Below are 13,546 nucleotides of genomic sequence, written 5' to 3'. Positions count from 1 at the left end.
GCCCCGCCCATGCAACGGCCGTTGGCAACGGCCAGCACGCACGGCGAGCAACCTGACCCTGCTTATCGCGACGGCCCCAGGCTGACGCCAGAACAGCGTCGATTGCTGCGCCACACGCCGCGCTTCGACGGCCGCCGCCAAGCCAATCCGCCAAGCCTTCCTAGCGACCATCTCCAAGACTTGCTGGCGATCGACCCGCAGGCTTTGTGTTACCGCTTCGAAGATTTCGATACGGGCATCAGAGCGCTGATGACAGCGTCTAGGGCCCGGGCGCCAAGGGCGCTGCACGATCGGTGCGCAAGGGCGTTGACCGCGTTGGCCCAGCAGGCGCAGGGCTCGGTTCGCCACTGGCCCGCCTCTGATATCAGCGCGATGGGCTTACTGTGCCGCGATGTTCGAGCCGACGTTCAAAGCCACCAAGCGTTGCTCATCGCGCTGGCGAATATGCTCCTTCAACATTTGCCATCGCTGGATGCTGTTATGTTACCGGTAGTGGCCAACCTACTAAGCCATTACAAGCGCAGCGGCCGCGCCCTGACGGATAGCACGATAGCCCAGGCAGTAGCACTGCTTGCAGAGCACTTTCTTTCTGCCGGGCAGCCCCCAACAAATGTGAAGCCTCTGTCGTTACTGGCCAATTGTTTTGGCAAATGGTCAACAATGAATCACTGTGCCGCGGCATTATCCGCCCTCGCGCGCGACGTGTACCAGGGCCGGCTCCGCCTTAGCGGCGCCGAACCGCAGCACCTGGCCAACCTGGCCAATGCCTGGGCCAAGTGCGCCGAGCAGCCCGACTGCGCCCAAGCGCTGGCCAGCCTGGCGCGCGGCGTGCACCAGGGCCGGCTGCGCCTGGGCGGTGCTGAACCACAGGCATTGGCCAACCTGGCCAATGCCTGGGCCAAGTGTGCCAAGCAAGCCGACTGCGCCCAGGCGTTGGCCAGCCTCGCGCGTGACCTGCACCAAGGCCGGCTGCGCTTGGGCGGCGCTGAACCGCAACACCTGGCCAACCTTGCCAATGCCTGGGCCAAGTGCCCCGGGCACGCCGATTGCGCCGAGGCGCTGGCCGGCCTCGCACGCGACCTGCACCAGGGCCGGCTGCGCCTGGCCGGCGCTGAACCGCAAAACCTGGCTAACTTGGCCAATGCCTGGGCCAAATGCACCGAGCAGCCCGACTGCGCCCAAGCGCTGGCCAGCCTGGCGCGCGGCGTGCACCAGGGCCAGTACCCCCTGGCCAACGCTGAACCACAGCACCTGGCCAACCTAGCCAATGCCTGGGCCAAGTGCGCCGAGCAGCCTGATTGCGCTCAGGCGCTGGCCAGCCTGGCGCGCGACGTGCACCAGGGCCACCACCGCTTGGCCGGCGCCAAGCCACACGAGTTAGCCAACCTGACCAATGCCTGGGGCAAGTGCCCCAGGCACCCGGACTGCGCCCAGGCGCTGGCCAGCCTGGCGCGCGGCGTGCACCAAGGCCACTACCACCTGGGCTCCGCCAAGCCACAAGATCTGGCCAACCTGGCCAACGCGTGGGCCAAGTGCACCGAGCAAGCCGACTGCGCCCTGGCACTGGCCGGCCTGGCGCGCGGCGTGCACCAGGGCCAGTACCGCCTGGCCGGCGCCGAACCGCAGCACCTGGCCAACCTCGCCAATGCCTGGGCCAAGTGCACCGAGCAGCCCGACTGCGCCGAGGCGCTGGCAAGCCTGGCGCGCGACGTACATCAGGGCCGGCTGCGCCTGGCCGGCGCTGAACCCCAGGCATCGGCCAACCTGGCCAATGCCTGGGCCAAGTGTACCGAGCAGCCCGACTGCGCGCGGGCGTTGGCCAGCCTCGCGCGCGACGTGCATCAGGGCCGGCTGCGCCTGGCCGGCGCTGAACCGCAGCACCTGGCCAACCTGGCCAATGCCTGGGCCAAGTGCCCCGAGCACGCCGACTGCGCCCTGGCACTGGCCGGCCTGGCGCGGGGCGTGCACCAGGGCCGGCTGCGCTTGGCCGGCGCTGAACCGCAGCACCTGGCCAACCTGGCCAATGCCTGGGCCAAGTGCCCCGAGCACGCCGACTGCGCCTTGGCGCTGGCCAGCCTCGGGCGCGACATGCACCAGGGCCGGCTGCGCCTGGCCGGCGCTGAACCGCAGCACCTGGCCAACCTGGCCAATGCCTGGGCCAAGTGCGCCAGGCAGCCCGACTGCGCTGAGGCGCTGGCCAGCCTCGCGCGCGAGGTATACCAGGGTCGGCAGCCCTTGGCCGGCGCCGAATCCCAAGCACTGGCCAACCTGGCCAATGCCTGGGCCAAATGCGCCGGCCACCCCGATTGCCGCGCGGCAATCGACTATATCGCGGCCCAGGCTCTGGGAGGTGATGGGCCGGCCTTCGCTGACGCCGACATCCGACATGTATCGCTCTTGGCTCATGCCCTTTCCCGCAACGCCTTAGTCGCTTCAGCCGCCGATGGTGAAGGCGACATCGCCAGCCGGTCGCACCAGCATTTGACGGACCTGACCCTACGCTTGGAGGAAACCCCGGCGACGTTCGCCACCGCCGAGACGCAAAGCCTTGCGCTATTGCTGCGTGCCCTGGGCCAAGCCGGGCTGCGCGACGAGCGGCGGCGCCTGGTGCCGAGCATGCTTGAGCGCTTGGGGCAACTGCATAGCCAGGCGCGACCCTTCGCAAGCGTTACGTTGGAAACCTTTGGCCACCTGTGTATCGGTTTGCGCCCCCTGGCCCTGCAGAACTTACGCAAGCAGCGCACCTTGCGGGGTGAGGTGCTGCAGGCCTTGGACCGCCTGCAGCCATTTATCGCCCGGGCCTTGGCCCAGCAGAGCGCATCCACGGCTGACATCCGGCAGAGCCTGCTGCCGGCCGTATCCACCCGCTATGTATTGGAGACCTACAGTGTCGTAGCCCATACGTTGCGGCCGCGTAACCTGCCGCGTGCGCAGGACGGTCGCCACACGGGCAAGGCGTTAGCTGAGCGACGTCAAGCGTTGAGCCACTGGCTCAAAGCAGAAGAAGCGCGCCTTCGCCCCTTGTTCGAGGGCAGCGTCGATGTCAGCCTGTGGGACCTTCAAGCACGGCTGCGAGCGCCCGGTACCAGCTCAGCGGGCACGCTGGACCGCTTAGTGGCCGAGCGGGCGAGCGCTTGGCAGGCCAAGCAGCCTGCGTCGGTGTTCGATGTGCGCCAAGCGCTGGCTGCCATGGACCACCCGCCCCATACGCCCTCGGGCCAGATGGGGCTTTACCGGCCAGCGCGAATCGACGTGAGGGGCAAGCCGCTCGGTCAGCCAGGCGATGAGCGTTATTACGTGCTCACCCACCTGACCCACGGGAAGCTGCCGTTCGCCGTAGTCGAGTTGGGCAACGCGCCGAGCCTGTCGGTGCTTGAGCGCCCCATTACCTTCAACGACCAAACCTGGCGCAGCGACGTCGTTGGCGGCAGCCGAATGAAGAAAGGCCAGTTACGCACCCAGCAGCTTATGAAGGCCGAAGGGGAGCGCCCTGGCGGCCCGCAATTGCTGGCGCTGCGCCTAAGCGAAACGCTGCCGGGTAGCGCCTATGACGACCTGGCCCGGTCGCTGATGCCGGCGCGCGAGGATTTCTTCCGCTTCCAGCGCATGTTCCTGTCCTCGCCTCCACAAGGTATCCCAGGGTTAAAGCCCCAGGATCACGTGCTTGAGGGTACATTTCGCATCGGCATCCTACCCGACCGAGCGGGCCAGCACAGCTTTCGTTTCAACGATGCTCAAGGCCGGCCGATTGCCTTGCAGCCACACGATGGGTGCGGGTTCGTACGGCAATCGCTGCTCGCGCGGATGCCGGCCTGCCAAATGGCGTGGGGGCACGGCGCTGGCGGCAAACCCGCCCAGCCGTTGCCACCCTATGCTGCACGCGAACCGGGTCACCTGCCGGGCCAGGCGTTACAGCATTACCCCCTCAGCGACGCGGTGGCCACGGAGGTGCGCGAGCAGCTAGGCCGGCAGTTGGCCGATCGGCCGATGGAACACGAACGGCTGTTCCGCGCCGTGACCACCGGACTGATCCAGGGGCTCACCGCCATTGCAGTGCCGTCCGCCGATGGCCGGGTGCACCTGTCGTCGACCAAGGCGGCTGACTTTTTGCGTCACGGCGGCGGCGTATTGATCGGCCGCTCGCCCTACGACAAACCCAACCTGCGCCCATTCACTGCCAACCAAGTGGCGACGGCCGAGCAGAACGACCCCACTGCCACCTTCCTGGACCGATGCACCACCTTGCAGTACAGCTATGTCGGTGACCAAGCACAGCCCGACGGCGGTAATACGGCGCTGTTCGCCAGCAAGGGGTTGATGGTCGGTATACCCGACGACCTCTGGCCGCAGGCGTTTTCCAACACCGACATCGTCATGTCGGCCCAAGACATCAAAACCCACTCAGCATGGAAAGCGGGTAAGCAGCGTGTCGAGGAAGACACCCTAACGCGCTCGCGGGGGCTACTGGTGGCCAATGAAATCCTTATGCCCGGTTCGTTGATCGCCATGCCGCGGGCCGAGCAGCAGCGCCTGGACGGCGACTTCGATGGCGACACCGTGCTGATCGTGGCCGGGCGGCCGAAACTGTTCGAGCATGTACGCCTGTTTGATGCACAAATGCCCCGGCCGCCCGTGCTCAAGCCGGCCAAGACCCATTCGACACCCTTCGACGCCAACGATGACCATTACCAGCACGGCCGTTCCGAGGAAATCCTGCCGGTGTACGCCGGCGTCCTGGAGCACTTCAGCATGCTGCAGACGCGGTATCTGGCCCAACCCCAAACCACGCGGGACACCATCGCCGCGCGCATGCTCTACGGCGCCTTCGAGGGCTTGCCCAAAGGTTGGAAGCGCCAAGCCAGAGCAGCGCTGGAGGGCGACACCATAACCCCCCAGCACATCGAAGCGCTGCACCAGGCGTTGCTTGAGCAACAACGTAAGGCCCCAGCCCGGCGAGCGCCGGCCCGCGCCATGGAAGCCGAGCTGCTGAGGCAATTGGAGGCCTTGCACACGCCGCAAGCTAGTGGCATGGCGGTGGAGCACGCGCGCCCACTGCCGGTTCTGCCCGGCACGGATGAAATAGCCGGGATGGCGGCCCTGCGCGAGGAATATCCAGCGGCGACCACGCCTGCCGAACGGATCAGGGTACTGCTGAGCTACTACCCCGAAAGGCAGTTGTCCTCACGTGTCGGTTATGAATGCCCCGACGACGCCCAGCAATGCCTGCAGAACCTGCTGAGCCTGGGCATCAAGGCCGGTACCGATGCCTACAAGAGCCAAACCGGTGTGTACCCGTTCAGCGTGCTGGGCCGTCGCTTGGACCGGCTACTGCGTACCCAGGGCCCGGTGGTGGAAGTGCCGTACACCAAGGGCACGGCGCGCCGCTTGGCAAATAAACGCTTCGATGCGGACAAGGCGCGGCGGGAACTCGCAAATAACCCGACCCTGGCGGCGGCGGTGATGAGGGCGGCGCTAGACGTGCCAGCAGTGCAACAGGCGCTGCATGAGCAAAAGCCAGACATGGGGCCCGGCGCCAGCGACCGACAGCAGGCACGTATGCTGGCCACCGAACTGGAGGCCCGCGCAGGTGTTCATTACCCCCGGGTCGCCCAGACCTTGGAACAAGCGCTCAAGACCGCGGGCGGGGGAATGCTCTTCGACCGTAATCAGGAACATAAGGGACGGGAGTCGATGCTCGATAAGATCTTGCGTCGGCAGCAGGCACAACCTACGAACAGTATGTTGCAGGCCGCGAGCAACGTTAACGATGCATTGCGCTTTTATGTGCAGTTGGACGAGCGGGACTTCGTCAGGCAATACCGGGCGATCATAGATGCTTTGGACAAGGGCGACACGCGCCGTTTGCGTACCCGAAATTGCTTCACCCTGGGGGCCAATGCACGCTACAAGGGCATCAACGTCACCCGGTGCATGACCGCGAACGGTGAAACGGTGCCGTTCGAAATCCAGTTCCACACGCCGCAATCACGTACGGTCAAGCACCAGACCCACGCTATCTACAAGGATGCGCAACGGCGGCAGTTGCGCGGTAGCCAGAACGAGCGCATCGAAGAACTCGAAGAAACGATGCGCCAGCGTTGGCGGAACGTGCCGGCGCCACCGCAGGTGCAGAGCATTGGCAACAGCGGCGGCGACTGGCCAGAAGGTGGACTGTGGAACGCACTCACGGGAACGGCGCTACCAGATGAGCCGCTAGACGAAGAAGACGAAGCGCAGGACGAAGACGAGTAATTTTTACTCCTCACCGATGAATGTGGTGGGCGGGTCATGGGATTGCTGATCTCGCCCTGGTTCACCTTATACCGTGTATCGCGCAAGAGGGTGACCACTGGCGCGGAGCACGATCAGTGCGGGGCCGCCCTATAACCCGAACAGCGCCCTCGCCCCCGCCACCAGCAACGCCTGGCGCTGCTGCGGCTGTGGCGCAATACTTTGCAGCCATTGAAATTGCGAGGCGTAACCCACTTGGTGCTCATGCTGGGTATGTGGCCAATCGCTGCCCCACACCAAGCGCTCGGGACCAAAATGCTCCAGCAACAGCGGCAGCGCCTGGCGCGCGAAGCTCAGGTTTTCCTCCAGGGTACCGCCCAAACGGTAGATGGCCGACACCTTCACCCACACCTGGCCGTCGCCGCCCCACTCCAGCAGGCGCCGGAAGGTGGGGTGGCCGACGCCGAAGGCGGCATGCGGCCGGCCGAAGTGATCGATCACGACCTTGCAGCCGCGCGCCCGCAGGGCTGCGCACAGGGTGGGGATGTCTTCGACCTGGCGGTGCAGTTCCACATGCAAGCCCAGTTCGGCGGCCGTGCCCAGCAGCGGTTGCCAACTGGGTGCGGTCAGGTCCGGTAGGGCCTTACCCATCAGGTTCAAGCGGATGCCCACCACCCCTTGCGTGCGCAGCCGTTCGAGGGCTGCCGGGGCAATGCCCGGCTCGACCACCGCGACCCCGCGCAAGCGCCGCGGGGCCTTTGCCAACGCGGCGAGCAGGTAGCTGTTGTCGCTGCCGAGAAAACTCGGTTGCACCAACACCCCATGGCTTAGGCCATGGGCATCGAGGTGGCCCAGCCATTGCGCCAGGGTGGCATCGTAAGCCGGGGTATAGCGCCGCCCCTCGGTCAATGCCAGCGAACGGTCGAACACATGGGCGTGGCCATCGACACCGGTCACGTCGTGGGATATTTGTATCGTCATCGCATCAATCAGGCATGAAGGGCGCCGCCGGGCACGGCGGCGCGGTGGGTAAAGTCAGGCTTGCGAAGCGCTGGCCGAAGGCGCTGCATCTGCTGCCTCGGCGGTGTCGAGATTACGGCCACGGGTTTCGGGCAATACCAAAGCGGCCAAAACCGCCACCCCATAGGCGATGCCGGCATCGATGCCAATGGCCGCGCCCAGCGACATGCTTTCGCTCATGTGCCCAACCAGGAATGGAAACATCGCCGACAGTACACGGCCGAAGTTGTAGCAAAAACCCACGCCGGCACCGCGCACGTCTGCCGGGTACAACTCGTTGAAAAACGCACCCAGGCTGGCCGGGATTCCGGCGGCGAAAAAGCCCAGGGGAAAACCCAAGAACAACATTTGCGTATTACTCAAGGGCAGGAACACATAGCACTGCACCGTGACCACGCAGCACAGCGCGAACAAGATGATGTTCTTGCGCCGGCCGAGCTTGTCTACAAGTACGCCGCTGCACACACAACCGCAGAAAAACGCGACGATGATCACCGCCAGGTAGCTGCCGGAATTGAGCACCGACAAATGCCGCTCGGTTTTCAAGAAGGTCGGCAACCAGGTCATCACCGCATGGTAGCCGCCGTGGGCGCCCAGCCCGAGAATGCCGCCGAGCAGCGTCACCCGCAGTAATTCAGGGCGAAAGATACCGGCCAACGATGCGAACAGGGCCCGGTCTTGAGTGCGGTTGCGCTGGCGCACCGCGGCCTCTGGCTCTTCTACGTTGCGCCGAACCCAGATGATCAACAACGCCGGCACCAGCCCGACCAGGAACATCACACGCCAGGCGTAGTCCTGCGGCAGGAACGAGTAGATCAACGTGTACAGCGCCACCGCCGCGCCCCAGCCCCAAGCCCAGGCGCTTTGCACGGTGCCCATGACCTTGCCGCGGTAGCGCGGGTTGATCGACTCGGCCATCAACACCGCACCGGCGGCCCATTCACCCCCGATACCGAAACCCTGCAGGGCCTTGATCACCACCAATTGGTCGAACCCACTCACGAAAGCAGAGAGGAACGTGCACACCGAGAACCACAGGATCATCCACTGCAAGGTGCGCACCCGGCCGTAGCGATCCGACAGGGTGCCGCCGAGCCAGCCACCGAGGGCCGAAGTGATCAGCGTCACCCCGCTGATCAGCCCGGCGTCGGCCTTGCTCAAGGCGAACACGGCCAACAGCGCCGGAATCGCCAAGCCGAACATCTGGGTTTCCAGCGCGTCCAGCGCCCAGCCGCCGAAGCAGGCCCAAAACGTTTTGCGCTCGCGCGCGGTGATGTCGCGGTACCAATTGAACATGAGGTTGTTGTCCTTTTTAGTGTTGGCAGCTTTTTTTAGCGTTGTGTTTCAGTAGCTCGCACGGCCATTGACGCGTGAATCCTGGTGCAAGCGAGGCGCAGCAATGCCACCCGGCAGCTAAAAGCCCCGTCAAAAGGGTGCAGCCAACTTTGAAACACCAAACAAGGTCTAGCGAATCTCCACGCTGTAGCGAAAATGCCGCGCATGCCCCCGCGAACGGCGCCACTCCAGCGGCTGCCCGGAATAACCACGGGCCACCCGTTCAATCACCACCACTGGGCTGGCCGGCTCGATGCCCAGCCATTGGGCGTACTCGGCATCGACCGGCTCGGCAGTCAGGGTTTCGTCGGCCGAGGCGATAACCTGCCCGCAGAGCTCTTCGTAGATCGGGTACAGCAGCGGCCCTTCCTGGTTCAGGTCCAGGTTCAGGATCGGCTCGAACGGCGCACGTGGCAGCCAGATCTCTTCGGCTAGCACCGGGTCGCCTTCCAGCAGACGCAAGCGCTGCAGGCGGATCACTTCGGCGCCGCCGGCTAGTTGCAACGCATAGCTGACCACCGGCGTTGCCGGCAACGCCTTGACCGACAAGATGCGGCTTTGCGGCACCAGGCGTTCACCTTGCAGGTTTTGGAAACGGAAGAACCTGAACAGCGAATCTTGGAACTGCGCGCGGCGGATGAACGTGCCACGGCCCTGTTGGCGCTCCAGAATGCGTTCCCCCACCAGCATGTCTATCGCCTTGCGCACGGTGCCGATCGACAGGCCATATTCGGCCGCCAACGAGGCTTCCGTGGGAATGGCTTCGCCCGCCTTCCAGTGGTTCCCGCACACCTGTTGGGCGAGTTCGTCCCGTAGCCGTTGATAAAGGGGTAAGCGCTCGTCGCTGGAAAGGGCATTCATACACGGCCTCGTTCGCTGTTGTATTTATCTAGTCATATATATGAATTATGCCAAGAAGTATTCACCGCGATTACGGTGCCGTCAAGGCAGATTCTTAACGTTGGTCGGAAGTTGTGAACCTTGCCGCACCACGGCGTTCCCTCCGAGTAACCATGCCGCATACGGTCGGGCATTTAATGGCCTGGCAGCGGGTTCGCAGCGACGGGGGCGGTACGCTCGTCCAGGTCGGCTGCCTATGAGCGCAAGTCAGTTCTCAACCCCCACGCCAGCGAAACGTTGCGCAATTTTATGGCCGAAAACCCATGATTTTCGAAATCAAAACGCGCCCAATAGCGAAGCGGGCTTCTTTTAGCAAAATTTAGTTACACGCGTTTCGGTATAGTGGCCCTTTCGTTCTCGACTGTAAGGCTCCACGATGACCGCCCCCTCCGACGCAGCCCGCGTCGCCCTGCTTTCTGCCCGAATAGACCGCCTGCCGGCGGTGGCCAGCTTGTGGAAGCTGGTAGCCCTGTTGTCGATTGGGGGGTTCTTCGAACTGTATGACTTGTTCCAAACCGCCTACATCAGCCCTGGCCTGATCAAAGCCGGTATTTTCGCCAGCGGCGCCGAGGGCGTATTCGGCGTTTCAGACCAAGCGGCATTTGCCTCGGCCACCTTTCTGGGCCTGTTCTTCGGCGCCAGCTTGCTCAGCCCCCTGGCTGACCGCTTCGGCCGGCGCACGGTGTTCACCTTCGCCTTGATCTGGTACACCGTGGCCACAGTGCTGATGGGTCTGCAATCGACCGCGCTGGGGATCATCGTGTTTCGTTTTTTGGTCGGTATTGGCTTGGGGATCGAGCTGGTGACCATCGACACGTACTTGTCGGAGTGGGTGCCTAAGCGCATGCGCACCTCGGCCTTCGCGTTTGCCTTTTTCGTACAGTTCTTGTCGGTGCCGGCGGTGGCGCTGATGAGCTGGTGGCTGGTGCCGCAAGCGCCATTTGGCGTGGCCGGCTGGCGCTGGGTGGTGCTGGCCAGCGCGGTGTTCGCGCTGTTCATTTGGTGGTTGCGCAAGCGCCTGCCCGAATCACCGCGCTGGCTCGCCCAACACGGCCGCTTCGAGGAAGCCGAGGCCATCACCGCCGCCTTTGAACAGCGCTGCGCCCGCGAACTGGGCCGGGCCCTGCCCGTACCCGAACCGGAAGCCGTAACGCTGCAGGCCCATGGCCGTTTCGCCGACATCTGGAAGCCGCCCTATCGGCGCCGAGCGCTGATGCTGATCGCCTTTAACTTCTTCCAGGCCATCGGTTTTTTCGGCTTCGGCAACTGGCTGCCCGCGCTGCTTGCCGGCAAGGGCATGGAAGTCACTCACAGCCTGGGCTATGCCTTTATCATCACCCTGGCGTACCCACTGGGCCCGTTATTGTTCACCCGCTGGGCGAACCGTTTCGAGAACAAATGGCAGATCGTCGGCGCGGCCATCGGTACGGTGATCTTCGGCACGCTGTTCGCCCTCCAAAGCACCGCCACCGGCCTGGTGGCCTGCGGGGTGATGATCACCTTCTGCAACGCCTGGTTGACCTTTGCCTACCACGCCTACCAAAGCGAACTGTTCCCCACCCACATCCGCGCGCGGGCGGTAGGGTTCTGTTATTCCTTCAGCCGCCTGTCGACCGTGTTCAGCAGCCTGATGATCGGTTTTTTCCTTGAACACTTCGGCACGCCAGGGGTATTGGCCTTTATCGTCGCGAGCATGCTGGTGGTCACGGTCACGATCGGCGGCTTCGGCCCGCACACCCGCAACCTGGCGCTGGAGCGGATCGCCCATTAGCGCCGAGCGTGGCGCTGCCCACATGAAACCGCGAGGCCATTCATACCAGCAAGGCAACTTTGGCGGCGGGGCTGCGGTCTGGTTCAGTAACCTGCACGGTTACGGCGCCGGCCGCTGGCCGGGCCGCTAATCGACTTCACCGTCGAAAGGACCCTTTGCCATGCCTTCAACCACCTCCCCCGACCTCGACCGCCTTTGCACCGACACCATCCGTACCCTGAGCATGGACGCGGTGCAAAAAGCCAACTCTGGCCACCCCGGCACACCCATGGCCCTGGCGCCAGTGGGCTATACCCTGTGGAAGGGCTTTTTGCGCTACCACCCCGACCACCCTGATTGGCCCAACCGTGACCGCTTTGTGTTGTCTGCCGGGCATGCCTCGATGCTGCTGTATTCGCTGCTGCATTTAGCGGGCGTGGTGGAAATCGACGAACATGGCACCCCTACCGGGCAACCGGCGATAAGCCTCGATGACATCCGCCAATTTCGCCAGCTTGACTCCAAAACCCCAGGCCACCCCGAATACCGCATGACCACCGGCGTTGAAACCACTACCGGCCCGCTGGGCCAAGGCTGCGCCAACAGCGTGGGCATGGCCATGGCCTCGCACTGGCTGGGCAAACAGTTCAACCAGGCCGGCGCGACCCTGTTCGACTATGACGTGTACGTGATTTGCGGTGACGGCGACATGATGGAGGGCATCAGCAGTGAGGCCGCCTCACTGGCGGGCCACCAAAAGCTTTCTAACTTGTGTTGGATCTACGACAGCAACACCATCAGCATCGAAGGGCACACCGACCTTGCCTTCAGCGAAGACGTGGCCGAGCGCTTCAGAGGTTATGGCTGGCACACCTTGCATGTGACGGATGCCAACGACACCGCGGCGCTGGCCGAGGCGTTGCGCACCTTCAAGCGCACCGAGGATGCCCCCACGCTGATCGTGGTCAACAGCGTGATCGGCTACGGTGCACCGACCAAGCACAACACCGCCGCGGCCCACGGCGAGCCGCTGGGCGAGGAAGAAGTGCGCCTGGCCAAGAAAGCCTACGGCTGGAATGAGAACGACAGCTTTGTGGTGCCCGCCCAAGCTCAGCATTGGCTGCGTGATGCGCTGCGCGAACGCGTGGAAGAAGCCTACGCCGGTTGGGAAGCGGCCCTGGCCCGCCTGCAAAGCCAACAGCCGGCCCTGGCCGACCAGTTGAGCCGCATGCGCGAAGGGCGCATGCCCGACGGTTGGGACGCCGACCCGCTCACCTTCGAGGCTGACACCAAAGGTGTCGCCAGCCGGGCAGCCGGTGGCAAGGTGCTCAATGCCTTCGCCGAACGCATCGACTGGCTGCTCGGCGGCTCGGCGGACCTATCGCCCTCGACCAAGACCAACCTCACGTTCGAGAGCGCGGGCAGTTTCCAGGCAGGCCATTACCATGGGCGCAACCTGCACTTCGGGGTGCGTGAACATGCCATGGGTGCCATTGCCAACGGCTTGGCGCTGAGTTACCTGCGCCCGTACACATCGACCTTCCTAGTGTTCAGCGATTACATGAAGCCGCCTATCCGGCTGGCAGCGATCATGGAATTGCCCGTGATTTTCGTGTTTACCCATGACTCCATCGGCGTCGGCGAGGATGGCCCGACCCACCAACCCATCGAGCACCTGGCGCAGTTGCGGGCGACCCCAGGGCTGATCACGCTGCGCCCGGGCGATGCGAACGAGGTGGCCCAGGCCTGGAAGCTGGCGCTGAGCCAAACCCATCGCCCCTGTGCCTTGATACTGTCGCGCCAGCCCCTGCCCACCCTGGACCGCAGCCAATATGCAAGCGCCGAGGGCACGGTGCGCGGTGCCTATGTTCTGGCCGACAGCGACGGTGGCGAGGCGCAAGTGATCCTGCTGGCCACCGGCAGCGAACTGAGCCTGGCGGTGGAAGCCTATACCCAGCTACAGGCCAGCGGTGTTCGCGCACGGGTGGTGTCGATGCCCAGTTGGGAGCTGTTCGAAGAACAGGATAAAACCTACCGTGACCAGGTATTGCCGCCCCACGTCAGCGCCCGTGTGGCCATCGAACAGGCCGGCCCGTTAGGTTGGGACCGCTACGTAGGCCCTGCCGGCGCCAAAGTGGTGATGAACAGCTTCGGCGGCTCTGCGCCGCTGGCCAAGCTGCAGGCCAAGTTCGGCTTTACCGTGGAGAACGTGGTGAAAGTGGCGCGGGCAGCCCTACAAAACGCAGGCGGCCTCTAGCTTACCCTTACCGGCCAGTGGGGCGGCGCCGGCGCCAACAGCGCCACCCACTG

Annotated in this window: 7 protein-coding genes; 3 read left to right on the top strand and 4 right to left on the bottom strand. The window is 64.3% G+C overall.

From position 1 onward, the window contains the following. On the bottom strand, nucleotides 1-348 hold a 348-nt coding region (locus HAQ05_RS28855; RefSeq protein WP_238936586.1), incomplete at its 3' end, for a hypothetical protein. 312 nt (nucleotides 349-660) lie between these two features. Between HAQ05_RS28855 and HAQ05_RS24860 the strand changes: the two genes are divergently transcribed. Continuing rightward, nucleotides 661-6,252, top strand: a complete 5,592-nt coding sequence (locus tag HAQ05_RS24860) for a hypothetical protein (RefSeq protein ID WP_190426032.1) — start codon at nucleotides 661-663, stop codon at nucleotides 6,250-6,252. Between the two features lie 129 nt (nucleotides 6,253-6,381). On the opposite strand, the gene HAQ05_RS24855 is transcribed toward HAQ05_RS24860, so the two are convergent. The 3 genes from HAQ05_RS24855 to HAQ05_RS24845 all read right to left on the bottom strand — a co-directional run bounded on the left by HAQ05_RS24855 (nucleotide 6,382) and on the right by HAQ05_RS24845 (nucleotide 9,447). Further along, nucleotides 6,382-7,212, bottom strand: a complete 831-nt coding sequence (locus tag HAQ05_RS24855) for an amidohydrolase family protein (protein WP_190426029.1) — start codon at nucleotides 7,210-7,212, stop codon at nucleotides 6,382-6,384. A gap of 54 nt (nucleotides 7,213-7,266) precedes the next feature. Then, a complete protein-coding gene (locus tag HAQ05_RS24850; protein WP_190426027.1) occupies nucleotides 7,267-8,547 on the bottom strand; it encodes an MFS transporter in 1,281 nt (426 codons plus the stop codon). 168 nt (nucleotides 8,548-8,715) lie between these two features. Next, entirely contained in the window at nucleotides 8,716-9,447 is a 732-nt protein-coding gene (locus HAQ05_RS24845; protein WP_190426024.1) for a GntR family transcriptional regulator, read from the bottom strand. 415 nt (nucleotides 9,448-9,862) lie between these two features. Here HAQ05_RS24845 and HAQ05_RS24840 point away from each other — a divergent pair, with 415 nt between their 5' ends. Both HAQ05_RS24840 and tkt read left to right on the top strand, forming a co-directional pair. Next, nucleotides 9,863-11,257 (top strand): MFS transporter, encoded by a 1,395-nt coding sequence (locus HAQ05_RS24840; protein ID WP_190426021.1) that lies wholly within the window; start codon nucleotides 9,863-9,865, stop codon nucleotides 11,255-11,257. A 160-nt stretch (nucleotides 11,258-11,417) separates the two neighbouring features. Beyond that, entirely contained in the window at nucleotides 11,418-13,493 is a 2,076-nt protein-coding gene (gene tkt / locus HAQ05_RS24835) for a transketolase (RefSeq protein ID WP_190426020.1), read from the top strand. Nucleotides 13,494-13,546: the final 53 nt, after the last annotated feature.

Origin of the sequence: Pseudomonas typographi, assembly GCF_014694385.1 — a bacterium.
Classification (GTDB): Bacteria; Pseudomonadota; Gammaproteobacteria; order Pseudomonadales; family Pseudomonadaceae; genus Aquipseudomonas; species Aquipseudomonas typographi.
Note: the sequence above shows the minus strand (reverse complement) of the source record. Positions and strands in the feature narration are given on the sequence as shown.

Bases quoted from the DNA above. Each gene is read 5' to 3' on its own strand.
- HAQ05_RS24860 (WP_190426032.1), top strand. From the start codon at position 661: ATGAATCACTGTGCCGCGGCATTATCCGCCCTCGCGCGCGACGTGTAC.
- HAQ05_RS24855 (WP_190426029.1), bottom strand. From the start codon at position 7,212: ATGACGATACAAATATCCCACGACGTGACCGGTGTCGATGGCCACGCC.
- HAQ05_RS24850 (WP_190426027.1), bottom strand. From the start codon at position 8,547: ATGTTCAATTGGTACCGCGACATCACCGCGCGCGAGCGCAAAACGTTT.
- HAQ05_RS24845 (WP_190426024.1), bottom strand. From the start codon at position 9,447: ATGAATGCCCTTTCCAGCGACGAGCGCTTACCCCTTTATCAACGGCTA.
- HAQ05_RS24840 (WP_190426021.1), top strand. From the start codon at position 9,863: ATGACCGCCCCCTCCGACGCAGCCCGCGTCGCCCTGCTTTCTGCCCGA.
- tkt (WP_190426020.1), top strand. From the start codon at position 11,418: ATGCCTTCAACCACCTCCCCCGACCTCGACCGCCTTTGCACCGACACC.